This is a genomic window from Bradyrhizobium sp. SZCCHNR1098 (assembly GCF_032489375.1).
Taxonomy (GTDB): Bacteria; Pseudomonadota; Alphaproteobacteria; order Rhizobiales; family Xanthobacteraceae; genus Bradyrhizobium.
This window is the reverse complement of sequence record NZ_JAUEXY010000004.1, coordinates 374866-401073: the sequence shown is the minus strand read 5'-3', so window position 1 is coordinate 401073 and position 26208 is coordinate 374866. Positions and strand designations below refer to the sequence as shown.

Here is a 26208-nt window from a genome sequence, read left to right as displayed (position 1 = left end):
GTCTACACGCTATTGAATGCGCTGCACGCAGCGTCCAATGCGGCAACTTCGCTCTTGCCGCAGCTCTCCCGATGCCAAAAAATGTCGGCAGTCTAGGGAGAGACAAAAATGAAAAAACATCTGACGCGGCGCGATTTCTGCGCCACCGCGCTTGCGACCATCGGCGCTTCGACCATCGCCTCGCCTTACGTCTGGGCTGCCGAGAAGAAATATGATGCCGGCGCCAGCGACACCGAGATCAAGATCGGTCAGACCATTCCGCATTCCGGTCCCGGTTCGCTGTACGGCGTGCTCGGCCGGGTGGGTGAAGCCTATTTCCAGATGCTCAACGAGCAGGGCGGCATCAACGGGCGCAAGGTCAAGTTCTTGACCATGGACGATGCCTATAGCGCACCGAAATGCGTCGAGGCGACGCGGCGGCTGGTCGAGCAGGACGAAGTACTGGCGCTGTACGGCTCGCTCGGCACTGCGCCGCAGACCGCCGTGCACAAATACCTCAATTCCAAGGGCGTGCCGCAGCTGCTGCTCAACACCGGCGCCTCGAAGTGGAATGATCCGAAGAACTACAAATGGACCATGGCGGGGCTGCCGCTCTATCCGACCGAGGCGCGCATTCTCGCCAAGCACGTGCTGAGCGTGAAGCCGGAAGCCAAGATCGGCATCCTCTATCAGAACGACGATTTCGGCCGCGACTTCCTGGGACCGTTCAAGAAGGTGCTGGCCGACGCCGGCGGCAAGGCGCAGGTGATCATGGAGCAGACCTATGATCTCACCGAGCCGACGGTCGACTCGCAGCTGATCAATTTGTCGAAGTCCGGCGCCGACGTATTCTACAACATCAGCACGGGAAAGGCCTCGTCGCAGTCGATCCGCAAGGTGGCCGAGCTCGGCTGGAAGCCGCTGCAGCTGCTGTCGGCGGGCTCGACCGGCCGTTCGATCCTGTCCGCCGCCGGCCTCGAGAACGCCAAGGGCATCGTCGCGATCCGCTATTCCAAGGACGCCGGCGTGCCGCAGTGGAAGGACGATCCGGACGTGAAGGGCTTCGAGGCGCTGCGCGCCAAGTACCTGCCCAGCATCGATCCCGACAACACCATCGCCTATGCCGGCTACGGCCAGGCGGTGTCGATGGGCGAGATCCTGCGCCGCTGCGGCGATACGCTGACGCGCGAGAACGTGCTGAAGCACGCCACGACCTTGGCCGGCTTCCACTCGCCGTTCTTCCTCGACGGCGTCAACTATGCCTACACGCCGGACGACTACACGCCGATGAAGACGCTCTACATCTCGATCTTCGACGGCAAGGACTGGAGCATCTCCGAGAAGCCGATGACGGAGTAGGGGGGCAGCGGTCTCATTCGTCATTGCGAGCGAAGCGACGCAATCCAGAGTTCCTCCGCGGACGCAGTCTAGATCGCTTCGTCGCTTCGCTCCTCGCAATGACGATGTGGCGAGGGATGCAGCCTCAAACTCCGCTGTCGTCCCTGCCTAGTGCGCAATTGCGCACGCGGCGCAGGGATCCATAACCACCGGCTTTGTTGGGACGATGACGGGCAGTATGCGTCTCACCGATGGATTCCGCGGTATGGGTCCCTGCGTTCGCAAAGACGACGGCGGAGCGAGGCGCTGGTGCGCTTCAGGATAGGCTGGCACGGCAGCCGTGAAGGCTAAGGCGCCTATCCGCCCCTCGACGAACCGCGGGCGACTGCCTACCTTCCCCCGGTGCCGCCCCGCGTCTCACCAGTCCCGCCTGACGACAGCGCCGCCTTGCCCGACCATTTCACCGAATGGTTCGCGGCGCGCGGCTGGGCGCCGCGTGCGCATCAGCTGGCGCTGTTGGAGAAGGCGCGCGCCCAACGCTCGGCGCTGCTGATCGCCCCGACCGGCGCCGGCAAGACGCTCGCCGGGTTCCTGCCGACCCTGGTGGAGCTCGGCTCCGCCGTCGCGCCGAAGCATCGTTCTGTTCTTGCCAAGCCATCCGCTCTCTCCACTCCCTCCCCCCTTGTGGGGGAGGGGCGGGGAGGGGGGCCTCCGGCGGCGGTGTCGATGGTGGCACCCGGCACCGAGCCGAATGCACTGGTCGAACTCGCGAACACGGAAAAGAGCAAGCAGACGGCGAACCGCATCCCGCGACCCGCCGGCCTGCACACGCTCTATATCTCCCCGCTGAAGGCGCTCGCGGTCGACATCGCCCGCAACCTCGAGGCGCCGATCTCGGAGATGGGCCTGCCGATCAAGGTCGAGACTCGCACCGGCGATACGCCGGTGTCGCGTCGGCAGCGGCAGCGCCGCTATCCGCCGGACATTTTGCTGACGACGCCCGAGCAGATGGCGCTGTTGCTGTCGTCCGACGATGCGCCGTTTCTGTTTTCCTCACTGAAGCGCGTGGTGCTCGACGAGCTGCATGCACTGGTGACCTCCAAGCGCGGCGATCTCTTGTCGCTCGCGCTGGCGCGGCTGTGGCGGCTTGCGCCGGACATGCGCATGATCGGCCTGTCGGCGACCGTCGCCGAGCCCGAGCAGCTCGCGCGCTTCCTGGTGCCGCAGCCGAGCGGTGGCATAGCCGCGGCCGATGTCGTGGTCGCCGGCGGCGCCGCGCCGCCGGTGGTCGAGATGCTCGACACGCAGGAGCGGCTGCCGTGGGCCGGCCACAGCGCGCGCCATGCGCTGGCCGAGATGTACGAGCTGATCAAGCGAAACAAGACCACGCTCGTGTTCGTCAACACCCGCAGCCAGGCCGAGATGCTGTTCCAGGAGTTCTGGCGCATCAACGACGACAATCTCGCCATCGCCCTGCATCACGGCTCGCTCGACGTCGCGCAGCGCCGCAAGGTCGAGGATGCCATGTCGGCAGGCAGGCTGCGCGGCGTCGTCTGCACCTCCTCGCTCGATCTCGGCGTCGACTGGGGCGACGTCGATCTCGTCATCAATGTCGGCGCGCCCAAGGGCTGTTCGCGGCTGATGCAGCGCATCGGCCGTGCCAATCACCGGCTCGACGAGGCTTCGCGGGCGGTGCTGGTGCCGGCCAACCGCTTCGAGGTGCTGGAATGCTCGGTCGCGATCGATGCCATCGCCGACAATGCGCAGGACACGCCGCCTTTGCGCACCGGCGCGCTCGACGTGCTGGCGCAGCACGTGCTCGGCTGCGCCTGCGCCGAGCCGTTCCTCAGCGACGAGCTCTATGTGGAGATCATCACTGCGGCCCCCTATGCGTCGCTGTCGCGCGCCGATTTCGACGATGTCATCGACTTCGTCGCCACCGGCGGCTACGCGCTGAAGACTTATGAGCGGTTCGCCCGCATCAAGCAGGATGCGAGGGGACGCTGGCGCGTCGCCAATCCCAAGGTGCGGCAGAGCTATCGCTTGAACGTCGGCACCATCGTCGAGGAGGCGATGCTGAAGGTGCGGCTGGTGCGCTCGCGCGGCGGCGGCGCCGGCGCGATCGCGCGCGGCGGCAGGCTGCTGGGCGAGATCGAGGAGGCGTTCATCGAAGGGCTCACGCTCGGCGACACGTTCGTGTTCAGTGGCGAGATCGTGCGCTATGAGGCGCTGGCCGAGGACCAGGTGTATGTGTCGCGCGCCAACGATGCCGATCCCAAGGTGCCGTCCTACATGGGCGGCAAGTTTCCGCTGTCGACCTATCTCGCCGATCGCGTCCGCGGCTTGCTGGATGATCGCCGCGCATGGTCGGCCTTGCCGGAGCAGGTGCGCGACTGGCTGTTGCTGCAGAAGGACGTGTCGCGCGTGCCGGCGCGCCGCGAGCTCCTGGTCGAGACCTTCCCGCGCTCCGACAAGCATTATCTCGTCTGCTATCCGTTCGAGGGCCGGCTCGCGCATCAGACGCTGGGCATGCTGTTGACGCGAAGGCTGGAGCGGGCGCGCGTCCGGCCGCTCGGCTTCGTCGCCAATGAATATGCGCTCGCGGTGTGGGGGTTGGGCGACATGTCGTTGATGGTCAGCCAAGGCCGGCTCGATCTCGCCGCCTTGTTCGATCCGGACATGCTGGGCGACGACCTCGAAGCGTGGCTGGCCGAATCGGCGCTGATGAAACGCACGTTCCGGTCCTGTGCGATCATCTCCGGCCTGATCGCGCGGCGTTCGACGACCGAAGAGAAGACCCGCCGCCAGGTGCTGTTCTCGACCGATCTGGTCTACGACGTGCTGCGCCGGCATCAGCCCGATCACATGCTGTTGCGCGCCGCGCGCGCCGATGCCGCCACCGGCCTGCTCGATCTGAAGCGGCTCGGTGATATGCTCCAGCGCATCGAGGGACGAATCACCCATCGGGAACTCGATCGCGTCTCGCCGCTGGCGGTGCCGGTGATGCTGGAAATCGGCCGCGAATCCGTCTATGGCGAGGCCGCCGACGAGCTCCTGGCGGAAGCTGCCGAGGAACTCGTGAAGGAAGCGATGGGGTAGATCGAGAAGCGAGGCGGCTTTGCGGGGGACTGTCTGCGCATCGGGAATGATGGACGTCGCCAGCATCGCGCTGCGCGCCGATCTCTCCGGCGCGCTGGTGTGGGACGAGCAGCGCCTGCTCATCGTTTCCGACCTGCATCTGGAAAAAGGCTCGAGCTACGCGTCACGCGGCACGCTGCTGCCGCCGTTCGACACCGCCGCGACCTTGCACCGGCTGGCCGCCGTGGTCGCGAACTACAATCCGCGCGCCGTGATCGCGCTCGGTGACAGCTTTCACGATCGCGACGCGCATACGCGCCTGACCGGTGACGATCGCGCCTGCATCGCCAACCTCCAGGTCGGCCGCGACTGGATCTGGATCACGGGCAACCACGATCCGGCCCCGCACGGCATCGGCGGCGAGGTGGTCAACGAGATCACGGTCGGCGCGATCAGCTTCCGTCACGAGCCGACCGGCGCGCGTGGAGAGATCGCCGGCCATCTGCACCCCAAAGCGCGGGTGGCGACGCGGGCGCGCACTTTGGAGCGACGCTGCTTCGTCTCCGACGGCGAGCGCGCCGTGATGCCGGCGTTCGGCGCCTATGCCGGCGGCCTGAGCGTGCGCGACGCGGCCTTCGCCAAGCTGTTTCCGAAGCGCGCCTTCATCGCGCATGTGCTGGGAGATAGGCGCCTGCACAGCATCGCCGCGGCGCGGTGCTATTAGTCGGATGATGGAAATTCATTAGTTGGATCAGTGATCAGAGGTCGAACGGATCATTCGACGCTGGACTGATCATGCCCGCTGCGCGCACCGCTGCGCCCTCTCCCCCGCTTGCGGGGGAGAGTTGGAGAGGGGGCGCCAAGCGCACCGCTGTCGGAGCGGCCCCCTCCCTAACCCTCCCCCGCAAGCGGGAGAGGGAACGCACCGCCCTCGTGGCGCCATGGTCGCAGGAGTCGCGGACGTCTCGCTGCTACGCCGCCTTCGCCTGCACCTTCTCGCAGAACTCGGCCAGCCGGTCGGCCAGGCGCAACGTCGCCGGGCTGGCATCGGGCGAGGCCAGCAGCGCAACCTCGGTGCGGTCGATCGGCGCAAAGCCCTCGCGGGCGGTCAGCACGCGGTGCTCCGCTTGCACCGACATTTCCGAGAGGATGCTCAGGCCCATGCCGGCCGCGACCGCGGCCTGCACAGCGGCGAGGCTGGATGACGTATAGGCCATGTGCCAGGCGCGCCCTCTGCTCTCCAGCGCATGGATCGCCCGGGTCCGATAGAGGCAGCCGAGCGGGAAGCCGATCAGCGGCAGCGAGCGGGCGTCGATGTCGACGGGATGGGCCTTGCTGGTCACCCAATAGATCTGCTCCGGCCACGCCGCGATCGCCGCCCTGGTGTCGTCAATGCCGCGCTTGAGCAGCGCCAGATCGAGATCGCCGCGCTCGATGTCGCGCTTCAGGTTGAGGCTCTGGTCGGCGCGGACGTCGAGCCTGAGATCGGGATGGGCGCGTGCGAACGCGGCGAGCAGCTTGGCGAGCCGGTAGGCGGCGAAATCCTCGGGGATGCCGAGCTTCACCGCGCCGTCGGGTCCGGGCCGCGCCACGACATCGCGGGCCTCCTCGGCGAGTGCCAGCAGGCGGCGGGCATAGGACAGCAGCCGCTCGCCGGCCTCGGTCGGCGTGACCTCGCGGCCGTCACGGTTGAGCAGCGTCTGGCCCAGATCCTCCTCGAGCCGCCGGATCTGCTGGCTGATCGTCGACTGCGTGCGGTGGACGCGCTCGCCGGCGCGGGTGAAGCCGCCGGCCTCGACCACCGAGACGAAGCTGCGCAACAGGTCCAGATCGAGCACGCGGGACCTCCATTCGAAAAACCACTGAGTGTCAGTCTATCATTTAATTTCCAAATGGGAAAGAACAGCCCTACACCGGCGACGAAGGAGAGCTCCGATGTCGTCCGTTTCCTCGGTTGCCGTGACCCCGATGAAGTCGAACCTGCTGCCGCTCGAAATCGGCCTGTTCTGCTTGCTGTGGAGCTTTGCCTTCGTTGCCGGCAAGATCGGGGTGACCTATTGTCCGCCGCTGCTGCTACTTGCGGCGCGGTTCTCGCTCGCCGGCGTCCTCATTCTCGTGGTGTCGGCGGTCCGGGGCGAGCTGCGCATGAGCTGGCGCGATGCGGCCGTGTTCGCGATCATCGGCATCGCCAACAACGCGCTCTATCTCGGCCTCGGCTACACCGGGCTGCAGACGGTGTCGGCGGGGCTCGGCGGCCTGATCGTCTCGGCCAATCCCGTGTTCACAGCGGTGTTCGCGGCGTTGCTGCTGGGCGAGCCGCTGACCCTGCGCAAGATCTCAGGCCTCGCGCTCGGCACCATCGGCGTCGCCATGATCGTCTGGCACCGCATGTCCGTCGGGACCGACCAGCTCGAAGGTATTCTCTATACTCTGGCGGCGCTGGCCTCGATCGTGACCGGCACCATCCTGTTCAAGCAGCTCGCCCCGAAGGGCAGCCTGTGGGTCGGCAACGGCATCCAGAACCTCTCGGCCGGGCTGGTGCTGTGGCCGGTCGCGCTCGGCGTGTCGCACGTGGGCGAGATCGTGCCGAATGCGCAACTGATCGGCGCGTTCGCCTTCCTCGTGCTCGGCGGCTCGATCCTGGCCTATGTGCTCTGGTTCCATCTCTTGAAAGTCTGCGGCGCGACCGCCGCCAGCGCCTATCATTTCGTGATGCCGCCGCTGGCGATGATCTTCGCCTTCCTGGTGCTCGGCGAGCACGTGGCGCTGCAGGACCTGCTCGGCGTCGTTCCCGTCGCGCTCGGGATCTATCTGGTCACGCGGGCGCCGGCCCGAACCGTTGGAGCATCATCATGAGCGTTGCGATCACCCTGATCGGCGGCCCGACCGCCCTGATCGAAATCGATGGCTTCCGCCTGCTGACCGATCCCACATTCGATGCTCCCGGCCGCTATGAATTGCCGCATGTCGTGCTGGAGAAGCTCACTGGACCGGCGATGACCGCGGAGGCGATCGGCGAGGTCGATGCGGTGCTGCTGAGCCATGACCAGCATTCCGACAATCTCGACCACGGCGGCCGCGCCTTCCTGACACGTGCACCGCGCGTGCTCACGACGGAAGTCGGCGCAGGCAGGCTCGGTGCGCCGGCGGAAGGATTGGCGCCGTGGCAGACGACGCAGCTCAGCAAGGGCGGCAGGACATTGACGGTCGCGGCGACGCCGGCGCGCCATGGTCCCGCCGGCATCGAGCCGCTCGCGGGCGATGTGATCGGCTTCGTCCTGATCCCGCAGCACGGCGCGCCCGTCTATGTCAGTGGCGACACGGTGTTCTATGACGGCGTGGCGGAGGTGGCGCGGCGTTTCAAGCCTGGCGTCGTGATGCCCTTTGCCGGAGCGGCGCAGACACGCGGGCCGTTCCATCTCACCATGGATACCAACGACACGGTCGAGACCGCGCGCGTGTTTGCCGAGGCCGCCATCGTTCCGGTTCACACGGACGGCTGGGCCCATTTCCGCCAGGACGCGCAGGATCTGCGCAAGACCTTCGATGCGCTCGGGTTCGGTGCGCGGCTGAAGCTTCTGGAGCCCGGTGTGAGGACGGTGATCGCCTCGTCGTCCAGCTCCTCGCAATGAGGCGGAAAAGATCAATCCCGACGGAACACGATCGAGGCCATCCATCCCGTCATCAGTGCCATCGCGGCGGTGACGAGACCATAGACGAAGCCGTTCTGCCGCGCTGAGTTCGCGACGAACTGCTCGAAGCCGACCTTGACGATCTCGAACGCAGTCTCGGTCTTGGTGACCAGCGCGCCGTCGGCGAGCAGCTTGATCTCGACCTCATAGGTGCCGATCGGCACCGCAGCGGGCAGAGGGATGCCGGTACGGAACAGGGTCGGCGTCAGGAGGGTCACCGCGGACGTGTCCTCGCGATACAGGCCGTGCTGCGACTGCAGTCGCACGAAAGCGCTGCGGAACGCGTCGTTCGGGACCACGTCGGCATAGTCAGGACCGACGCGCTGGGTCAGCAGCACGTTGTTGAGTCCAAGCTGCTGCCGGCGCAGCACCTCGGGCGCGGCCATCGTGTCGAACGGGCGGTTGGCGAACAGCGCCAGATAGCCGGGCACTTTGAGGAACTGGCGCGAGTCGGTGTTGATCCAGATGCCGAACTTGCGCTCCTTGCGCCGCGTCACCATGTCGGCGCGCGGCCCCCGGACGGTGACGACGAGGTCATAGGCGGTGCGACCCGGCGGGGTCTGGACGTCCTTCTCGACCGAGCCGAACAGCACCAGCTCCTCCCCGGAATAGTTCGGCGTCACCGTCACGCGATGGTTGGAGACCGAGACGATCAGCCGCTCGGCGCGCGCCGATGCGGCGCCGGCAAGCAGCAGCATGAAGGTGAGGCTGGCGAGGCGGAGCGGCGTCATCTGCTGATCTCGGTCTCGCGGATCGTGAACAGGTCGTCGGGCTTGATCACGAGCTCGATCGCGAACCGGATGCCGACGGCGAGGATCAGCAGGCCGAGCAGCAACCGCAGCTGCTCGCCGCGGATCATCTGGCCGGCGCGGGCCCCGAACTGCGCGCCGGTGACGCCGCCGACCATCAGGATCAGCGCCAGCACGGCGTCGACCAGATGATTGCTCATCGCGTGCAGCATGGTCGCGATCATCATGGTCGCGAGCGTCAGGACCATCGAGGTGCCGATGACGGTCGAGGTCGGCACGCGCAGCAGGTAGATCAGCAGGGGCACCAGAATGAAGCCGCCGCCGATGCCCATCACGGCGCCGAGGAAGCCGATGATGAGGCCGATGGCGATCACCGGAATGACGGAGACATAGATCTTCGAGCGCTTGAAGCGCATCTTCAGCGGCAGGCCATGGATCCAGACATGGCTGCCCGGACGCCGTACGGTCGCGACCGCGCCCTGGCGCGCGCGCATCATCGCCCGCAGACCCTCCCAGAACATCGTGCCGCCGACGCTCGTCAGCAGGGCGACATAGGACAGCGCGATCATCAGATCGAGTTGGCCGAGCGAACGCAACAGGGTGAAGGTGGCGACGCCGAGCCCGGTGCCGAGCGCGCCGCCGATCATCAACACCGAGGCCAGCGAGGGATCGATCGCGCGCCGCCGCCAATAGGACAGCGCGCCGGAGAACGAGGAGGCGGCGATATGGCTGGAGACCGAGGCGACCGCGACCGCGGGCGTGATGCCGACGAAGATCAGGAGCGGCGTCATCAGGAACCCGCCGCCGATGCCGAACATGCCGGAGACGAAGCCGACGGCCGCGCCCATCGCCAGCAACAGGAAGATGTTGACCGGGATGTCGGCGATCGGAAGATAAATCTGCATCGGCGCGGCCTCTGCGAACCTTCGAGCGAGCATCCCGCGCATGCAAAGCAGGACGCCGGGCTCCTGCATAACCGAAAATGGGAGCGAAGGGATCAGTCATTCCCGCCCAAAGTGACATCCACCGGCGCCGAGCGTGGGGGTCTGGGCGCTCCGTCAGAGGGCCTTGAGCGGCGCGGTCACCAGCCTCATGGCCTCGGCATCGCTCGGATCGAGCCAGCGGATCTCGCGGGTCTGCGACATCGCCTCGATGACCTGCGACGATACGCCCATGCGTGTCATATAGCCGAGGATGGCGCCGGTCACGCGCTGGGTGTCGGCGACCGCGTCGGCGCCACGGGCCTCCGACGTGAAGCGGTGCACGCCGAGCGCCGAGCCATCGAGGCCATAGCGGGTCTGCCCGCCGGCAAAGGCGAACACGCAGGCGCTGGCGCAGAAGCCCGGACGGATGCGGCCGGAATTGTCGGCCACGCCGACGGCGGTGGCGAGTCCGTGAGCGCGGATGATCTCGCCCATCAGCACTCCCTGGTCGAGGTTGCCGCCGGGCGAGGACAGCAGGATCAGGTCGCCCGGCTTGAAATGGGCCTCGCTGATCCGCTCGCGCAGCCAGCCGGCCGCCGCGGGTCCGATGGGGCCGCTGACGGCGAGCACGGTGCGCCTGTCGCCCAGCCCGGCAAGCGCGGGGTCGGCGACCAGCGCCGCCGACAGACTCGGCGAGATGTATTGATCCTTCCAGAACGACCAGGCGTCGGGTCGCGACAGGTCGCGGTAGGCGCGAATGCCCCCGCCGAGTAGGATTGCAACGAAGAAAATGACGGAAGCCAGCCGACGCCATCGGAACGCCGCAGGATAGCCGTCGGTCACTTGCTGGATTGGTTGGCGAGGAGGCGGAGCGGGGGCGACGTTCGCCGTGGTCCGCGGCGGCACGCGGGGGCCCGTCGGCGACTGCAGGAAGCGCGCGCCGTCGTGTTGTTCGTTCCCCGCTGACACGCGTCGATGCTCCCTCGCGGCGCTCGTGATGATCCGCCGCGACAACCTATATCGATCGACCGCGCGACACTATGGCGGCGCGATCGCAAGCCGGGAGGATTTTGCAGGCCGCGCGCGAGCGCTCGTCAGCCTGCCCAGAGAAATGCCCTCGTCAGCGCAGCGCCGTCGCAGCCGCGCGCTTCGCCAGCGCCGCCTTGGCCGCGGCTGCCTTGGCGATCGCCTGCGTGCCATCCCAGCCGCCGGCGGGTGCCGGCACATTCACGGCGTCGTCGGGCTGCGGTTCGACCGTGAAGGTCTGGATCGCGAGCTTGGCCGCGGCGAGCGACTGGACATCGAGCCGTTTGGCGACATCGTCGCGCTTGCGCCCGGCATCGACGTCACCCTGCGCTGCGGCCAGGGTGAACCATTTGTAGGACTCGGCGAGGTTCTGTTCGACGCCGATGCCACGGGCATAGAGAATGCCGAGGTTGAACTGGCTGTCGGCGACGCCGCGCTCGGCGGCCTTGCGGAACCATTGCGAGGCGCTCTTGTAGTTCGCGCCCTTGCCGCCGCCGTCGGCATCCAGCACGGCGAGGTTGTGCATCGCCTTGGCGCTGCCGCGCTCGGCGGCGACGACGTAGTAGCGGCGGGCGATGTCGGCGTCCTTCTTCACGCCGAGACCCTTCTCGTAGAAGGTGCCGAGACGGAAGACCGCCGGGATCAGCCCCGCCTGTGCCGCGCGGTCATACCACTTCGCGGCTTCCTCATAGTTCGCCGCGACACCCTTGCCCTCGGCAAAGCGCACGCCGACCTCGTAGGCGGCGGTCGGATCGCCCTTCAGAGCGGCGTTGCGCAGCGCCAGTCCGCCGATGGCATCAGGCAGCTTCTCGGAGGCGGGCACCTGCACCAGACCGAGCTTCTGGCCGTTGGCGGCGGTTGGGATCGTGCCGGTGACATCAGTGGGGACGGCAGCGGGTACCGTGGCCGGCTTTTCGACGTCCTGCGGGATCGCGAGCATCGCGATCGTCTCCGCTTCGCTCGGCATGGCCCGGTTGTAGGACTGACGGTCGATCGGCGTCGGCGACGTCAACGACGGCACGCTCTGGTCGGGCGTCGTCGGCCGCGGCGACAGGCCCGGCGAGGCCGACGGCATCTGCGCCCGGGGCGCCTCGCCCTGGGTTTCCATCGGCGAGATCGGCGGCGGCGTGCTGCCGCTGTCGAGCAGCGACATCGCAAATTTGAAGGTGCCGAGCACGATCACCACGACGCTGGCACCGACCAGCAGCGAACGGATCTTCGACCCGATGGTCGAGACCTCCTCGTCACCCTCAGCGGTGAGAGCGAACGTCGGCTTGTCCTTGGGTTTGGCCTTGGGCTTGGCGACGTCGCTGGCGACTTCCTTGACGACGTCCTTGGGCGGCTCCTTGGCCTTCTCCTTCGGCTTGTCCTTCTTCGCCTTCTTGGCGTCATCGGGCTGTGCAGCCGCCGCGGCCTGCGCCGCGCGGCGCGCAGCCGCGATGAAGCTCGACGTCGACACCGGCTCCCGCTTGCCGGCGGGAAGCTCGCTCAGCGCATCCTCGGACGCGGCGATCCGCTCGGCGGGCGATGCGGTCCGGCTAGGCGGACGGGTGCCCGGTTCAAGCGGATGATCCGGTGGCAGCTCGGGGACGATGATGGTCGCGCGGGGCGCCTGTGCCGCGTGCGGCTCCAGGATGTCGGCGATCGCCTTCGGCGGAATCGGCGGCGGCATGGCAGCCGCCGGCGCCTGAGCGGCGTGGAAGTCGCGCGAGGCGGCCGCGAACGCCTGTTGACCCGCGGCCGGAGCGACAATCTGTCCCGCTGGCTGCTCGGCCGCCGGATTGGGCAGCTCCGGCCGGTAGGCAGGCTCTGGCCTGGCCGGCTCGGCATGGGCCTGGGGCGCCGGCGCGCGTGCAGCCGGCATCGGCGACTCGATTGGCGGTGCCAGCGGCGGCAGCGCGGCCGGCGGGCCCGCGGTGGCGCGCACATTGCGCAGGTCGCCTTCGATCATGGCGAGGCGGTCGACGACGTGCCCCAGCGTGTTGTGGACGGCCTCGAGCGAGTCCTGGGTGTTGCGGTCGGTCTCGGTCTGGCTGAAGCGGATGTCGGACAGCTCGCGCTTGACCATGTCGATCAGGCCGCCGTCCTGCGACGTTTCGCGCTGCGACCGGCTCTCCGCCAGCGCTGCGAATGTCGCCTGCTGCCGTTCGAGATAGCGCAGGATGTCCTGCAGGCCGTCCTCGACGCGGGTCATGTTGCCGCCGCGCGGGTCGTTGGCGGCCTCGAGCCGCTCCAGCAGATAGCTGATCCGCTGTTCGAGATGGGTGATCGCCGATGAGCCGTCGTTGCCGACCTGCAGGCGGTCGATGCGGTCGGACAGGCCGCGCAGCGCGTCCTCGATCTGGGCGGTGTTGTCGCGCGCTGCCGGCGGCGGCTCGCGGCTCTCCAGCGTCGAGGTCAGCGCGGCGATGCGCTGTTCGAGCGCCGCAAAGGAGTCGTGGAACGACTCGTGATTGTCGCGCGCCTGCGTGACCTGGTCGACCTTCGACGACAGCTGCCGAAGATCGTCCGACAGCCGTTCCAGGGCGTCGTTGGAGGCGACATTGGCGACGATCGCACGCAGCGCCGCGATGGCGCTTTCGAGCTGCTGCACGGTGCCGGGGTCGTCATTGGCGCGCAGGATCAGGTCGAGCTTGGCGCCGAGATTGCGGATCGCCTCGTCATAGACGGCGAGCTGCTCGGCAGGCTTCAGCGAGCCGACGACCTCGCGGATGTCGGTCAGCGCGCGCTCGATCCCGGCCAGTGCCTGGCCGTCGACGCCGGTGTTGCGGTTCTCGTCGATGCGGCGCGACAGCGAGCGAATCTCGTTCTCGATCGACTCGATCGCCCGGCGCGGCATCGCCTCCGTGATGGCGTGACGAATCTCGGAGAGCTCGTTGCGGAAGCCGGCGATCGACTGCTCGATGCCGTCGTCGGGGCGATGCAGCGCCTCGATCTGGCTCGTGATCTTCAGCAGATGGCGTTCGAGCAGCGAAAAATCGGGCGTGGGGGCGGCCGGTTGCGGCGGCGTCAGCGGCGCGCTGATCGGGGTCATCAACGGCGCTGCTGCGGATGCCATGGCAGGCGCGGTCGGCGGCGCCTGGTGCGGCGGCAGCGGGCGCGCATTGTCGAGCTCACTCTGGCGGGCGCTGATTTCCGCGACGGCCACGTCGAACGAACCCGCGCTGAGCGGCTGGGCGGGCCGGTAGAGCTGCGCGGCGGCGCGCTCGACGCCGTCAGGACCACGATAGCGGTCTTCGGTGTCCGGCTTGCGCAGCGGCGTCGAGATCTGTGACAGGCGGGCGTCGAGCCGCGAGATCGCATCGTTCAGCTGACGCGCGACGCCCTGCTCGTCGCGTGGCGCATCCTTGCGCGCGACGGGGCGCGACATCTGCTCGATCTGCCGTGCGATGGAGTCGAGCCGCTGGTGGATGTCGGTCACCTCGCGGGCATCGCGGCTGACGGTCGGCGTGCTGCGCGGCGCGTGGCTGCCACGGAAGTCGGGCGGGGTAGATGCGCCGAGCGTGGAGTTGATCCAGTCGTTCAGCGTCATGCCGGCGCGTTGCGCCGCGGCCTCGGCCCTTTCACGGACGGACGGGTCGATGCCTTCATTACTCCACGGTACGCGCGAATTCATGTCTCGTCCGGTTCCGCTTCCAGCGCTCCACCAAGCGCCTCCAGCCTCTCCACGCGTCCCGGACATGAACATGAACGGGTCCGCGCAGATCGTCTGCTCCAGGTCCCGACTTTTGACTTTTACGGTAAATAACGCGTTAAGTTTACTGCCGGCGCGGTCAGAAGTTTTGCCCTATCGAACGGCGGGTATCAGCCGGCATTTTCACGCGATGATGGATCGAGCGATCGTGCGCTGCTGGCGCCGGATATCGTCGAGAGCGCGGTGATCGCTTCCTCGCACCATTCGGCCACCATGCGTTCGTGGCGCAGGCCGAGACGCAGGTTGAGGAGCTTGCCCATATCGGCCGGGGCCACGTTGCCGTCCGCATAATGCTTCTTGAGGATGCGATCGTAGCGCTCGGCGCGGTCGCGATGATGCTCGAGCCGCGCCATCAGGTCCGCCCGGATCGGCCCGATGTCGGCGGCGCCCAGTGCATAGAGCCGGACGAGAAGATCGTCCTTCGTCGAGGCCGGCGTGCTCGGCCGCGCCGCCCAGTTGCGAAACGCCGCGCGGCCCTCCGCGGTCAATGTGTAGACCAGCTTATTGGGCTTGCCGGTCTGCACCACCTCGCGACCCTGGATGTAGCCGCGGTCGCGCAGCCGCGACAGCTCGCGGTAGATCTGCTGGTGGTCCGTCTTCCAGAAGAAGCCGATCGAGGAATCGAACGTCTTGGCGAGCTCGTAGCCCGTCATCGGATGTTCGGTGAGGCAGGCGAGGATGGCGTCGCCGAGGGCCATGGCCGGAAATTGCTCCCGTTTTTCTGATCGTGTTCTGCCCCGCTCCACGCTTGACATTATGCACACTAGCGCATATGCGTCAATGTGCATATGGGGTGGTTGTGGTGCTGGCCTGTTCCGCTCCGAGGAGACGCCCAATGACAATGACCGGCCTCGATGGATGGTACGGCTATATGAGGTCTCACGATCTCGGCGCGCTGCGGGAGCTGCTGCACCCCGACGCAGTGTTCGAAAGTCCCGTCGTGCATACGCCGCAGCGCGGCCGCGACATCACCTTCAAATATCTCGCGAGTGCTGAGAAAGTCTTAGGCGGTCCCGGATTCAAGTATGTCGGGGAGTGGCGTAACGCCACGGGCGCCGTGCTCGAATTCGAGAACGAGATCGAAGGCATCAAGCTCAATGGCGTCGACATCATCACTTTCGATGACGCCGGTCGGATTACTCACTTCAAGGTGATGGTGCGCCCGCTCAAGGCGATCAATTTGCTGCACCGCCTGATGGGTGAACAGCTGGCCGCGATGAGCAAGCCGTCGTGATGTGACCGACAGCCGCAAACGAATGGCTGCCGCAAGCTCTTAGAAGTCGCTACAGTCCGCGGCCAGCATTGCCTGCCGCGTCCGCACAATTTCAGTCTGAAACTTCAGCCTTCCTGCCGGAGACGCCGATGCCGATCTACAAAGCCCCCGTGGAAGATGTAACCTTCCTGCTCAACGACGTGTTCCAGATCGACCGCTACGACAATCTGCCGGGCTTCTCCGATGCCTCGGCCGATGTCCGCGAGGCGATCCTCGGCGAGGCCGCCAAGCTCGCCGAAGAGGTGCTGCACCCCCTGAATCGCGTGGGCGATCTCGAAGGCTGCAAGCGCCATGACGACGGCAGCGTGACCACGCCGAAGGGCTTCAAGGAGGCCTACAAGCAGATCGTCGAGGGCGGCTGGCTCGGCCTGTCGGCGCCGACCGAATATGGCGGGCAGGGCCTGCCGGTGACCTTGAGCCAGACCGTCAACGAATTCCAGTGCTCTGCCAACATGGCGTTCTCGATGTATGGCGGCCTCACCATGGGCGCCACCGCCGCGCTGATCGTGCATGGCAATGAGGAGCAGAAGAAGACCTACGTGCCGAAGATGGTGGCGGGCGAGTGGACCGGCACCATGAACCTCACCGAGCCGCATTGCGGCACCGATCTCGGTCTCTTGCGCACCAAGGCGGTGCGCCAGCCCGACGGCAGCTTCAAGATCTCCGGCACCAAGATCTTCATCTCGGCCGGCGAGCACGACTTGGCCTCCAACATCATCCACCTTGTGCTTGCCCGCATCGAAGGTGCACCGGCCGGCATCAAGGGCGTGTCGCTGTTCGTTGTGCCGAAATTCATGGTCAATCCGGACGGCACCGTCGGCGCGCGCAACGGCGTCACCTGCGGCTCGATCGAGCACAAGATGGGCATCCACGGCAACTCGACCTGTGTGATGAACTACGACAACGCCACCGGCTGGCTGATCGGCGAAGAGAACAAGGGCATGCAGGGCATGTTCGTGATGATGAACGAGGCCCGGCTCGGCGTCGCCGTGCAGGGGCTCGCGCAGTCCGAGGTCGCCTATCAGAACGCGGTCGCCTATGCGCGCGAGCGCATCCAGGGACGTTCGCTGACCGGTGCCAAGGCGCCGGACAAGGCGGCCGATCCGATCATCGTGCATCCCGACGTGCGCCGCACCCTGCTGTCGATCCGCGCCTTCAACGAGGCCGCGCGCGCCATGGTGGTGTGGACCTCGCTGAAGAGCGACGTCGCGCACCGCTCGCAGGACCCGAAGGACCGCCAGGCCGCCGACGACCACATGGGCCTGATGACCCCGGTCATGAAGGGCTACATGACCGACATGGGCTTCGCCAACGCGGTGCAGGCGCAGCAGATGTATGGCGGCCACGGCTACATCGCCGAGCACGGCATGGAGCAGTTCGTGCGCGATGCCCGCATCGCGATGATCTACGAGGGCGCCAACGGCATCCAGGCGCTGGATCTCGTCGGCCGCAAGCTGCCGCGCGACGGCGGCCGCGCCGTGATGGCCTTCTTCAACGAGGTCGGCTCGTTCGCCAAGGAGCAGGGCGGCAACGACGCGATGAAGCCGTTCGTCGCCCCGTTGTCGACCGCGCTCGGCCATCTGCAGCAGGCCACGACGTGGCTGATGCAGAACGCGATGACCAAGCCGGACAATGCCGGCGCCGCCGCGACCGACTACATGCATCTCTTCGCGCTGGTCACCTTCGGCTACATGTGGGCGAAGATGGCCAAGGTCGCGCAGGACAAGATTGCGGCCGGCGACAGCTCGACCTATCTGACCACGAAGCTGGTCACGGGCCGCTTCTTCATGGAGCGCGTGATCCCTGAGACGGCCGCGCATCTCGCCCGCCTGCAGGCCGGCTGTGCGACCGTGATGGAGCTGCCGGCGGAAGCCTTCTGATGCTGCGGCGGGAGCCGGTGCGCCGCTCGCGCGCCGGCTACCGTCGAACACCAACGACAACGAATCCGATCAGATGAGGAGGGCGTGATGCCTGAGGCCTTTATCTACGACCACGTGCGTACCCCCCGCGGCCGCGGCAAATCCGATGGCAGCCTGCATGAGGTGACCGCGCTCGCGCTCGCCACGGTGCCTTTGAAGGCGCTCAAGGACCGCAACAACATTCCCGAGGACGCGGTCGATGACGTCGTGCTCGGCGTGGTCGATCCGGTCGGCGAGGCCGGCTCGGACATCGCGCGTTTCGCCGCGCTGAATGCGGGTCTCGGCGACGCCGTCCCGGGCATTCAGATCAGCCGCTTCTGCGCCTCCGGCCTCGACGCCGTGAATTTCGCCGCCGCGCAGATCATGAGCGGCCAGCATGAGCTGGTCATCGGCGGCGGCGCGGAGTCGATGAGCCGCGTCGGCATCGGCGCCTCCGGCGGCGCCTGGCCGATGGACCCGTCGATGGCGGTGCCGGCCTACTTCATGCCGCAGGGTGTCTCCGCCGATCTGATCGCGACGAAGTACGGCTTCTCGCGCGACGACGTCGACGCCTACGCGGTGCAGAGCCAGCAGCGCGCGGCGAAGTCCTGGGAGGAAGGCCGCTTCGACAAGTCTGTCGTTCCGGTCAAGGACATCAACGGCCTGACCATCCTCGCCAAGGACGAGCACATGCGACCGTCGACGACGATGCAGTCGCTGGCGCAGCTGCAGCCGTCATTCGCGGCCATGGCGCAGATGGGCGGCTTCGATGCGGTGGCGATCCAGTCGCATCCGGAGATCGAGCGCGTCAACTACGTGCATCACGCCGGCAACTCCTCGGGCATCGTCGACGGCGCCGGCGCGGTGCTGCTCGGCACCAAGGAGGCCGGGGCGAAGTATGGCATGAAGCCGCGCGCGAAAATCCGCGCCTTCGCCAATATTGGATCCGAGCCGGCGATGATGCTGACCGGCCCGGTCGACGTCACCGAGAAGCTGTTCGAGCGCTCCGGCATGAAGACCTCGGACATCGACCTGTTCGAGCTCAACGAGGCGTTCGCCTCGGTCGTGCTGCGCTACATGCAGGCGTTCGAGATCGACAAGGACAGGATCAACGTCAATGGCGGCGCGATCGCGCTCGGCCATCCGCTCGGCGCCACCGGCGCGATGATCCTGGGCACCGTGCTCGACGAGCTCGAGCGCACCGGTAAGGCCACCGCGCTGGTCACGCTGTGCATCGGCGGCGGCATGGGCACCGCGACCATCATCGAGCGGGTGTGACGAACCCCTAACGTAGGGTGGGCAAAGCGAAGCGTGCCCACCATCGTCTTCATCGACACCGTCGGTGGGCACGGCGCAAGGGCGCCTTTGCCCACCCTACGATCGCAGGATTTTTTGCCGCGCCGACCGGCTGCAGGCACGAGGGAGCACCACATGGCCTTCAAGAACTTCAAGCTCGAAACCGATGCCGACGGCATTGCGCTGATCACCTGGGACATCCCGGGACGTTCGATGAACGTGCTGGACGAGACCTCGGCGATCGAACTCGAGACCATCGTCAAGGAGACCACTGCTGACGCCGCCATCAAGGGCGTCGTCATCACCTCGGCCAAGGAGGCGTTCTGCGCCGGCGCCGACCTGTCCATGCTCGAGGGCATGAACCGCTCCTATGCCGAGGTGCTGAAGGGCAAGGGCGAGGAAGCCGCCAACCAGATGCTGTTCGACAACAGCCGGCGCTTCTCGCAGATCTACCGGGCGATGGAGACCTCCGGCAAGCCGTGGGTCGCCGCGATCAACGGCCTCGCGCTCGGCGGCGGCTTCGAGCTGACCTTGGCCTGCCATCACCGCGTCGCGGCCGAGAACCCGAAGACCCGTCTCGGCCTGCCCGAGATCAAGGTCGGCCTGTTCCCCGGCGCCGGCGGCACCCAGCGCGTGCCGCGCATCGTGCAGCCGCAGGACGCGATGAACCTGCTGTTGAAGGGCGAGGCGCTGACGCTCGACAAGGCCAAGGCCTTGAAGCTGGTCGACGCCATCGTTCCGGCGGCGGATCTGATCAAGGCCGCCAAGGACTGGATCAAGGCCGGCGGCAAGGCCGTCGCACCGTGGGACGAGAAGGGCTTCAAGCTGCCCGGCGGCCCGGTGTTCTCGAAGAACGGCATGATGATGTTCCCGGCCGGCAACGCCATCTACCGCCGCGAGACCTACGACAACTATCCGGCCGCGCGTGCCATCATGAGCTGCGTCTATGAGGGCCTGCAGTTGCCGATCGACGCCGCGCTGCGCGTCGAGTCGCGCTACTTCGCCCACATCCTGCGCTCCAAGGAAGCCGCGGCGATGATCCGCAGCCTGTTCCTTTCGATGCAGGAATTGAACAAGGGCGCGCGCCGCCCGGTCGACGTGCCGCCAAGCAAGCTGAAGAAGATCGCCGTGATCGGCGCCGGCTTCATGGGCGCATCCGTCGGCTACGTCTCGGCGCGCGGCGGGCTCGAGGTCGTGCTGATCGACCGCGACCAGGAGAGCGCCGACAAGGGCAAGGCGCATGCGCAGAGCGTGGTCGATGGCCTGGTCAAGAAGGGCCGTGCCAAGCCGGGCGAGGCCGAGGCGATCATGGGCCGCATCACCGCGACCGCGGACTACGCCGCGCTGAAGGATTGTGACCTGGTCATCGAGGCCGTTTTCGAGGACCGCAAGGTCAAGGCCGAGACCTACGCCAAGGCGCAGCAGCATCTGAAGGACGGCGCGATCTTCGCCTCCAACACCTCGACCTTGCCGATCACCTCGCTGGCCGAGGAGTTCAAGGACCAGGGCCGCTTCATCGGCATCCACTTCTTCTCGCCGGTCGAGAAGATGATGCTGGTCGAGATCATCATGGGCAAGGCCACCGGCGACGTCGCGCTGGCGACCGCGCTCGACTATGTCCGCACCATCGGCAAGACGCCCATCGTGGTCAACGACTCCCGCGGCTTCTTCGCCAACCGCTGCGTGATGCGCTACATCGCCGAGGGCAACGAGATGTTCCTCGAAGGCGTGCCGCCGGCGATGATCGAGAACGCGGCCAAGATGGCCGGCATGCCGGTTGGTCCGCTGTCGCTGTCGGACGAGGTCGCACTCGATCTCGGCCTCAAGATCATGAAGGCGACCGAGCACGATCTCGGACCCAACGCGATCAACCAGGACCACAAGAAGCTGATGGTCGAGCTGGTCGAGAAGCAGGGCCGCTTCGGCCGCAAGAACGCCAAGGGCTTTTACGACTATCCCGAGAAGGGCAAGGGTCAGAAGAGCCTGTGGCCCGATCTCGCCAAGCTGCAGCCGAAGCATCTCGATCCCGATACGCTGGATGTCGAGGAGCTGAAGCAGCGCTTCTTGGTGGTGCAGGCGGTGGAGGCTGCGCGCACCGTCGAGGACCACGTCATCACCGACGTGCGCGAGGCCGATGTCGGCTCGATCCTCGGTTTCGGCTTCGCGCCGTTCACCGGCGGCACGCTGTCCTACATCGACTTCATGGGCACGAAGAAGTTCGTCGAGCTGTGCCACAAGTTCACAGAGAAGTACGGCTCGCGCTTCGCCCCGCCGAAGCTGCTGGAAGAGATGGCCGCCAAGGGCGAAACCTTCTACGGCCGCTTTCCGCCGAAGAAGGCGGCGGCTTGAGACCGGAATGCTAGGCGGAAGCGAGCCGCGTTTGCTGTCCATTCCCTCCCCCCCTTGTGGGGGAGGGTTAGGGAGGGGGGTAGCCGCAGCCACCAGCGCTTGTGGCTACCCCCCTCTCTATCTCTCCCCCACAAGGGGGGAGAGAACAGACCGCCCGAGAAGCAACGGCGAGTTCTTTCAAGATCTCGCTCACCCCGCCTTCATCAGCCCTTCCTTCGTCAGCGCCTCCTGCACCTTCGGCCGCGCGGCGACGCGGTTCTTGTAGGCCACCAGATTCGGCATCGCCGACAGGTCGAACTTCATCCGGTCCGCCCAGGTCAGGATGGTGAACAGATAGCCGTCGGCGACCGTGAACTGCTGGCCCATCAGATAGTCGTGGCCGGCAAGCTGGCCGTCGATATATTTGAACTTGCCCATCACGCGGTCCTTGAAGAACGCCTTGGCGTCGTCGGAGAGCACCGGCGAGAACATCGGGCTGAAATTCTTGTGCAGCTCCGAGGTGATGAAGTTCAGCCACTCCAAGAGCTTGTAGCGCTCGCCGCTGTCGCGCGCCGGGGCGAGGTTCTTGGTCGCCGCCCGGTCGGCGATCATCTGGACGATGACCGGGCCTTCGGTCACGATCTCGCCGCTCGGCAACCCGAGCGCCGGCACCTGGCCCTTCGGATTGACCTTGAGGTAATCGTCGCCATTTTCCAGGGTCTTGGCGCGCAGATCGACCTTGACGAGATCGTAGGGCAGGCCGGCCTCGAGCAGGGCGATGTGGGGCGAGAGCGAGCAGGCGCCGGGTGAATAATAAAGCTTCATTGGGTATTCCCTCCGTGAGACCATCGTCGTGGTTGGAACCGATCGCGGCGTCACACCCGCCCTTACATGCACTTGCATGGAATAGTCAAGATTGATGCAGGTGCATCGAATGCGCTAGAACGAGGACCTGAAGGATACGAGCCGGCCCATGAAACGCAAACCATCGACCGAGGCGACCGCCGCCTGGATCCGCCTGATGCGGGTCCAGAGCCGGGTGCTGGACTGCGTCGAGCAGGAGCTGAAGAAGGCCGGTTTTCCGCCGCTCGCCTGGTATGATGCGCTGCTGGAGCTGTCCCGGGCGCCCGCGGGCGAGCTGCGCCCGGTCGAGCTCGAGCGGCAGATGCTGATCCCGCAATATTCCACTTCCCGGCTGATCGACCGGCTGGTCGAAGAAGGTCTGGTCGTCCGGCGCGAATGCAAGATGGACAAGCGCGGCCAGTTCGTCGAGATCACCGAGGCCGGACGCGAACTGCAGAAGCGGATGTGGTCGGCCTATTCCGCCGCGATCGAGAAGCATGTCGGCTCCAAGCTGTCGGATACCGACGCCGCCAAGCTTTGCATGCTGCTGGATCGGCTTGGCTGCTCCTGTGGTCAGGCCGCTCCGTTGGCGGCCGGAGAGGGCGCGGCGACCCGATGAAGCATCCGTTCCCATTCACATCCGCGGCCCCCTGGGGTCCGCGGCCCTTCCTGTCACCACGCGCGACCCTCGAAGCGCTTCTGAACCGAGACTCCCATGGCGCGTGACCAGATCGATATGACCCCGCTGCAGTCGCGCGACGAACTGGTGGCGTGGCTCGCGGCCGGCGTGAAGCCGCCGTCCGCCTTCCGCATCGGGACCGAGCACGAGAAGACGCCGTTCACGCTCGACGGTCACCGCCCGGTCCCTTACGAGGGTGCGCGCGGCATCGGCGCGCTGCTCGAAGGCATGAAGCTCCTGCTCGGCTGGGAGCCGATCATGGAGCGCGGCAACATCATCGGGCTCTATGATGTCACCGGCGGCGGCGCCATCTCGCTGGAGCCGGGCGGCCAGTTCGAGCTGTCGGGCGCGCCGGTCGAGACCGTGCACCAGACGCATGCGGAGCTGATGGCGCATCTGGCGCAGGTACGCGAGATCGCGACTCCGCTCGGCATCGGCTTTCTCGGGCTCGGCATGACGCCGTCCTGGTCGCGTGCCGAAATTCCCCTGATGCCCAAGGGCCGCTACAAGATCATGACCAGCTACATGCCGAAGGTCGGCCGTTACGGCCTCGACATGATGTACCGGACCTGCACCGTGCAGACCAATCTCGACTTCTCCTCCGAAGCCGACATGGTCAAGAAGCTCAGGGTCTCGGTGGCGCTGCAGCCGATCGCGACCGCGCTGTTCGCCAATTCGCCATTCACCGAAGGCAAGCCGAACGGCTTCCTGTCGTTCCGCTCCGAGATCTGGCGCGACACTGACAATCAGCGCTCGGGCATGATCCCGTGGGCGTTCGAGGATGGCATGGGCTTCGAGCGCTGGGTCGACTACGCGCTCGATGTTCCCATGTATTTCGTGAAACGCGAGGAGACCTATATCGACGTCTCCGGCACCTCGTTCCGCGACTTCTTCGAAGGCAAGAACCCGGCGATGCCGGGCGAGCGTCCGACGCTGTCGGATTGGGCCAATCACCTCTCGACGATCTTCCCGGAGGTGCGCCTGAAGCGCTATCTGGAAATGCGCGGTGCCGACGGTGTGCCGTGGGGCCGGCTGCCGGCGCTGCCGGCGTTCTGGGTCGGCCTGCTCTACGACGACGTCAGCCTCGACGCGGCCTGGGACCTGGTCAAGACCTGGACCGCGTTCGAGCGCCAGAACCTGCGCGACGACGTGCCGCGCCTCGGCTTCAAGGCGCGTATCCGCAATCGCTACGTGTTCGAGGTCGCCAAGGAATGCCTGACCCTGGCGCATCTCGGCCTGCGCCGGCGCGGTCGCATCGACCATCTCGGCCGCGACGAGAGCCGCTATCTCGAGCCGCTCGATCAGATCATCGATTGCGGCCGCTCGCCTGCCGAGGAGATGCTGGAGAAGTTCGACGGCCCGTGGGGCGGTTCGGTCGAGCCGGCCTACGACGAATATGCGTTCTGATCGGAACGGCTGAGCCTGCGACCGTCGCAGGTTCGCTGCGCCGTCTGCTCCACGTTGAGGCGGCTGGCGGCTTGGGTCCGCTGTTTTTTGTTGCGATTTGTGTCCCAGGTTCGATTCAGCGCCTGGGCGCCGCTGCGTTGCCTTCCGCTGCTCCCACCGGTCCGAGCCGTTCATCCGCCATACAGGTTCATGGCGATCAAATGACTGCCTAAAAACTCGCAAGAAAACTCGAACATTAACAATGGGTCGGATGGTTCAGCGGCGGCGCGTGGGGCGCTTCATCGGGGCATGGCTGAGGGCACTGGCGTGCCTGTTCGCGGCTGTGTGCCTGACGCCGGCTTCAGCCCAGACCTATTCCGATCGCCCCGGCGGCGACTATATGAGCGCGCCGATCACCTCCGGCGACCCGGCCGATTGCGCGCTGCTGTGCGAGCACGACCGGCGGTGCCGCGCCTGGAGCTTCAACTATCCGACCGTGATGGAAGCGGGTGCGGTGTGCTGGCTCAAGAACAGCGTGCCGGCGCGCGTGCCGGACAATTGCTGCGTTTCCGGCGTGCGTGGCGCGGGCGTCGTCGAGATCCGCAACGATGCGGTCGAGACGTCGATCGACCGTCCCGGCGGCGACTACCGCAGCTTCGACATCAAGACCACCGATCTGAAGGGCGGCGACAAGGCCGAGAAGGCCGCCGACAAGGGCGACAAGAGCAGCGGTGACAAGGCGGCGGACAAGAAGGAAGAGAAGGCCGCCGACGCCGAGGAGATCTGCAAGGCCGCCTGCACCGGCGACAACAAATGCCGGGCCTGGACCTTCTCGCGGCCCGGCTATGCCGGCAAGGAGGCGCATTGCTTCCTGAAGAAGGAGATCAAGCCGCCGCGGCGCCGCGCGGGGTTCACGTCAGGCGTGGTGCGATAGCGCGGGGCGACGAGGGCCGCTATTTTGCGGGCCGGCTATAGGACGGCAAACAAAGATGCCCGCGTCCCTGTCGTTTCACGTGTTGGTCCAACAATGTTAGTCTTCCGCGACGATCACGGTGATCTCAGGCCACAGTGCCTTCCAACGTTCCGCCTTGGCGATGTAGTTCGTCGCCGAGAAATTGGCCGTGTGGTTCGGCCGCACGATCATCTGCGCGATGTCACCGAAGCCCTTGGGCGCATAGAGCTCATATCCATCGGCGGCGGGGCGGAGCCCGACCTGCGTGTTGACGGTGAGAAACCGGTCGATTCCATCGGTTGATCGCGACACGGCGGAGTAGGGACGACCGTGCTTGGCGGGATACCAGAGATGGACGCGGGCCTGGTTGCGCACCTCCACCTTGGCTTCGATGTCATGGAGGCAGGATGTGATGCGCCGGATGACGGCGTCCTCAGCATCCCACGACGTATCCGGATCGAAATAGAAGATGTCGTAGTCGTTGATGCCGTGATCGATCGGACGGCCGGTCCGCACGTTCCAGACGCTCTGAGTCAGGCAGCCGGCGACGACCCAGGCATCGGGCACGGCCGTTTCACGCAGCACGCGCATGATCGCGGTGTTGACGGGGTTGCGCAGCGCGGCTGCGATGAAATCGTCTTTGGTCATGATGGTCGAAGGCATCAGAACATGGGTGCCGTCGACACGTTCAATACACGAGATGGAGAACGGCGTGCAGCCCGTTTCAGCCGCGATCGAACACGGCTACGGCTCTCCTTGACGCCAGGGCCCGCCACTGCCGGCGCAACAGCGGCTCTGCGTCGGCGCGCTTCGCCTTCGACAGGCGCAGCAACACGATCGGATAGTCGCGGTAGTGATCGGTGAAATAGAACAGCTTTGGGCGCGTCTCGACCAGCATCGCGCGTTCATCCAGCAGTACGCCGGGCAGGACGAGGCTGTCCCCGTCCTCCTTCAGCCGCGCCAGCATCTTCTTGCGCACCTTCAGCGCGGGCGTCCCGTAGGACGTGCCGTCCTCGACCTCCGGCCATGTCAGCGCAAGCGCCCTGACATCGTCGAAGGTCACGGCCGCGATCC

21 protein-coding genes are annotated in these 26208 nt (G+C 66.4%); 12 read left to right on the top strand and 9 right to left on the bottom strand.

Annotation, left to right across the window (positions count from 1 at the left end):
* Positions 1-108: 108 nt before the first annotated feature.
* From QX135_RS12210 to pdeM, 3 genes are all read left to right on the top strand, one after another.
* Entirely contained in the window at positions 109-1338 is a 1230-nt protein-coding gene (locus tag QX135_RS12210; RefSeq protein WP_315813334.1) for an ABC transporter substrate-binding protein, read from the top strand.
* Positions 1339-1719: 381 nt separating this feature from the next.
* Positions 1720-4416 carry a ligase-associated DNA damage response DEXH box helicase gene (locus QX135_RS12205; protein WP_316181282.1) on the top strand — a complete coding sequence of 899 codons (2697 nt, stop codon included), beginning with the start codon at positions 1720-1722 and terminating at the stop codon, positions 4414-4416.
* Positions 4417-4465: 49 nt separating this feature from the next.
* Positions 4466-5119 carry a ligase-associated DNA damage response endonuclease PdeM gene (pdeM, locus tag QX135_RS12200; protein WP_316181396.1) on the top strand — a complete coding sequence of 218 codons (654 nt, stop codon included), beginning with the start codon at positions 4466-4468 and terminating at the stop codon, positions 5117-5119.
* A gap of 247 nt (positions 5120-5366) precedes the next feature.
* Here the strand turns inward: pdeM and QX135_RS12195 are convergent, their stop codons facing one another.
* Positions 5367-6233 (bottom strand): LysR family transcriptional regulator, encoded by an 867-nt coding sequence (locus QX135_RS12195; RefSeq protein WP_316181284.1) that lies wholly within the window; start codon positions 6231-6233, stop codon positions 5367-5369.
* 97 nt (positions 6234-6330) lie between these two features.
* Between QX135_RS12195 and QX135_RS12190 the strand changes: the two genes are divergently transcribed.
* Both QX135_RS12190 and QX135_RS12185 read left to right on the top strand, forming a co-directional pair.
* Positions 6331-7251: a DMT family transporter gene (locus tag QX135_RS12190; protein ID WP_316181286.1), complete on the top strand. Its 921-nt coding sequence runs from the start codon at positions 6331-6333 to the stop codon at positions 7249-7251.
* A complete protein-coding gene (locus QX135_RS12185) occupies positions 7248-8027 on the top strand; it encodes an MBL fold metallo-hydrolase (RefSeq protein WP_316181288.1) in 780 nt (259 codons plus the stop codon). The genes QX135_RS12190 and QX135_RS12185 overlap by 4 nt, the downstream gene beginning before the upstream one ends.
* An 11-nt stretch (positions 8028-8038) precedes the next feature.
* On the opposite strand, the gene QX135_RS12180 is transcribed toward QX135_RS12185, so the two are convergent.
* The 5 genes from QX135_RS12180 to QX135_RS12160 all read right to left on the bottom strand — a co-directional run bounded on the left by QX135_RS12180 (position 8039) and on the right by QX135_RS12160 (position 15177).
* Positions 8039-8818 carry a TIGR02186 family protein gene (locus QX135_RS12180; protein ID WP_315735834.1) on the bottom strand — a complete coding sequence of 260 codons (780 nt, stop codon included), beginning with the start codon at positions 8816-8818 and terminating at the stop codon, positions 8039-8041.
* Entirely contained in the window at positions 8815-9741 is a 927-nt protein-coding gene (locus QX135_RS12175) for a sulfite exporter TauE/SafE family protein (RefSeq protein WP_315735837.1), read from the bottom strand. The genes QX135_RS12180 and QX135_RS12175 overlap by 4 nt, the downstream gene beginning before the upstream one ends.
* 153 nt (positions 9742-9894) lie before the next feature.
* Positions 9895-10728 (bottom strand): hypothetical protein, encoded by an 834-nt coding sequence (locus tag QX135_RS12170; protein ID WP_316181290.1) that lies wholly within the window; start codon positions 10726-10728, stop codon positions 9895-9897.
* A gap of 151 nt (positions 10729-10879) precedes the next feature.
* The gene (locus QX135_RS12165) at positions 10880-14401 is read right to left on the bottom strand and encodes a hypothetical protein (protein WP_316181292.1); all 3522 of its coding nucleotides are present in this window, start codon (positions 14399-14401) and stop codon (positions 10880-10882) included.
* Positions 14402-14589: 188 nt separating this feature from the next.
* Positions 14590-15177 (bottom strand): PadR family transcriptional regulator, encoded by a 588-nt coding sequence (locus tag QX135_RS12160; RefSeq protein ID WP_316181293.1) that lies wholly within the window; start codon positions 15175-15177, stop codon positions 14590-14592.
* A gap of 137 nt (positions 15178-15314) precedes the next feature.
* Between QX135_RS12160 and QX135_RS12155 the strand changes: the two genes are divergently transcribed.
* The 4 genes from QX135_RS12155 (at position 15315) to QX135_RS12140 (ending at position 21295) form a co-directional block, all read left to right on the top strand.
* The gene (locus QX135_RS12155) at positions 15315-15713 is read left to right on the top strand and encodes a nuclear transport factor 2 family protein (RefSeq protein ID WP_315735843.1); all 399 of its coding nucleotides are present in this window, start codon (positions 15315-15317) and stop codon (positions 15711-15713) included.
* 128 nt (positions 15714-15841) lie between these two features.
* Positions 15842-17632 (top strand): acyl-CoA dehydrogenase C-terminal domain-containing protein, encoded by a 1791-nt coding sequence (locus QX135_RS12150; protein ID WP_316181295.1) that lies wholly within the window; start codon positions 15842-15844, stop codon positions 17630-17632.
* Between the two features lie 87 nt (positions 17633-17719).
* The gene (locus QX135_RS12145; RefSeq protein WP_315735847.1) at positions 17720-18928 is read left to right on the top strand and encodes an acetyl-CoA C-acetyltransferase; all 1209 of its coding nucleotides are present in this window, start codon (positions 17720-17722) and stop codon (positions 18926-18928) included.
* Positions 18929-19081: 153 nt separating this feature from the next.
* The gene (locus QX135_RS12140; RefSeq protein ID WP_316181298.1) at positions 19082-21295 is read left to right on the top strand and encodes a 3-hydroxyacyl-CoA dehydrogenase NAD-binding domain-containing protein; all 2214 of its coding nucleotides are present in this window, start codon (positions 19082-19084) and stop codon (positions 21293-21295) included.
* Between the two features lie 189 nt (positions 21296-21484).
* Here the strand turns inward: QX135_RS12140 and gstA are convergent, their stop codons facing one another.
* Entirely contained in the window at positions 21485-22099 is a 615-nt protein-coding gene (gene gstA / locus QX135_RS12135) for a glutathione transferase GstA (protein ID WP_315778359.1), read from the bottom strand.
* A 148-nt stretch (positions 22100-22247) separates the two neighbouring features.
* On the opposite strand from gstA, the gene QX135_RS12130 reads away from it, so the two are divergent.
* From QX135_RS12130 to QX135_RS12120, 3 genes are all read left to right on the top strand, one after another.
* Positions 22248-22736, top strand: a complete 489-nt coding sequence (locus tag QX135_RS12130) for a helix-turn-helix domain-containing protein (RefSeq protein ID WP_315735855.1) — start codon at positions 22248-22250, stop codon at positions 22734-22736.
* A 96-nt stretch (positions 22737-22832) separates the two neighbouring features.
* Entirely contained in the window at positions 22833-24203 is a 1371-nt protein-coding gene (locus QX135_RS12125) for a glutamate--cysteine ligase (RefSeq protein WP_316234096.1), read from the top strand.
* Between the two features lie 250 nt (positions 24204-24453).
* The gene (locus tag QX135_RS12120; RefSeq protein ID WP_315784842.1) at positions 24454-25116 is read left to right on the top strand and encodes a PAN domain-containing protein; all 663 of its coding nucleotides are present in this window, start codon (positions 24454-24456) and stop codon (positions 25114-25116) included.
* A gap of 96 nt (positions 25117-25212) precedes the next feature.
* Here the strand turns inward: QX135_RS12120 and QX135_RS12115 are convergent, their stop codons facing one another.
* Together QX135_RS12115 and QX135_RS12110 are read right to left on the bottom strand one after the other, a co-directional pair.
* Complete coding sequence (locus QX135_RS12115) at positions 25213-25782, bottom strand: nucleotidyltransferase family protein (protein ID WP_316234095.1); 570 nt, start codon at positions 25780-25782, stop codon at positions 25213-25215.
* A 76-nt stretch (positions 25783-25858) separates the two neighbouring features.
* Entirely contained in the window at positions 25859-26197 is a 339-nt protein-coding gene (locus QX135_RS12110) for an MmcQ/YjbR family DNA-binding protein (protein ID WP_315778356.1), read from the bottom strand.
* Between the last annotated feature and the right edge of the window lie 11 nt (positions 26198-26208).

What these genes read in the sequence shown, in the direction of transcription:
- QX135_RS12185 (WP_316181288.1), top strand. Translation starts at nt 7,248, where the DNA reads ATGAGCGTTGCGATCACCCTGATCGGCGGCCCGACCGCCCTGATCGAA.
- QX135_RS12150 (WP_316181295.1), top strand. Translation starts at nt 15,842, where the DNA reads ATGCCGATCTACAAAGCCCCCGTGGAAGATGTAACCTTCCTGCTCAAC.
- QX135_RS12130 (WP_315735855.1), top strand. Translation starts at nt 22,248, where the DNA reads ATGAAACGCAAACCATCGACCGAGGCGACCGCCGCCTGGATCCGCCTG.
- QX135_RS12180 (WP_315735834.1), bottom strand. Translation starts at nt 8,818, where the DNA reads ATGACGCCGCTCCGCCTCGCCAGCCTCACCTTCATGCTGCTGCTTGCC.
- QX135_RS12145 (WP_315735847.1), top strand. Translation starts at nt 17,720, where the DNA reads ATGCCTGAGGCCTTTATCTACGACCACGTGCGTACCCCCCGCGGCCGC.
- QX135_RS12190 (WP_316181286.1), top strand. Translation starts at nt 6,331, where the DNA reads ATGTCGTCCGTTTCCTCGGTTGCCGTGACCCCGATGAAGTCGAACCTG.
- QX135_RS12140 (WP_316181298.1), top strand. Translation starts at nt 19,082, where the DNA reads ATGGCCTTCAAGAACTTCAAGCTCGAAACCGATGCCGACGGCATTGCG.
- QX135_RS12165 (WP_316181292.1), bottom strand. Translation starts at nt 14,401, where the DNA reads ATGAATTCGCGCGTACCGTGGAGTAATGAAGGCATCGACCCGTCCGTC.
- QX135_RS12120 (WP_315784842.1), top strand. Translation starts at nt 24,454, where the DNA reads ATGGTTCAGCGGCGGCGCGTGGGGCGCTTCATCGGGGCATGGCTGAGG.
- QX135_RS12210 (WP_315813334.1), top strand. Translation starts at nt 109, where the DNA reads ATGAAAAAACATCTGACGCGGCGCGATTTCTGCGCCACCGCGCTTGCG.
- QX135_RS12115 (WP_316234095.1), bottom strand. Translation starts at nt 25,782, where the DNA reads ATGACCAAAGACGATTTCATCGCAGCCGCGCTGCGCAACCCCGTCAAC.
- pdeM (WP_316181396.1), top strand. Translation starts at nt 4,466, where the DNA reads ATGGACGTCGCCAGCATCGCGCTGCGCGCCGATCTCTCCGGCGCGCTG.
- QX135_RS12175 (WP_315735837.1), bottom strand. Translation starts at nt 9,741, where the DNA reads ATGCAGATTTATCTTCCGATCGCCGACATCCCGGTCAACATCTTCCTG.
- gstA (WP_315778359.1), bottom strand. Translation starts at nt 22,099, where the DNA reads ATGAAGCTTTATTATTCACCCGGCGCCTGCTCGCTCTCGCCCCACATC.
- QX135_RS12155 (WP_315735843.1), top strand. Translation starts at nt 15,315, where the DNA reads ATGACAATGACCGGCCTCGATGGATGGTACGGCTATATGAGGTCTCAC.
- QX135_RS12160 (WP_316181293.1), bottom strand. Translation starts at nt 15,177, where the DNA reads ATGGCCCTCGGCGACGCCATCCTCGCCTGCCTCACCGAACATCCGATG.
- QX135_RS12125 (WP_316234096.1), top strand. Translation starts at nt 22,833, where the DNA reads ATGGCGCGTGACCAGATCGATATGACCCCGCTGCAGTCGCGCGACGAA.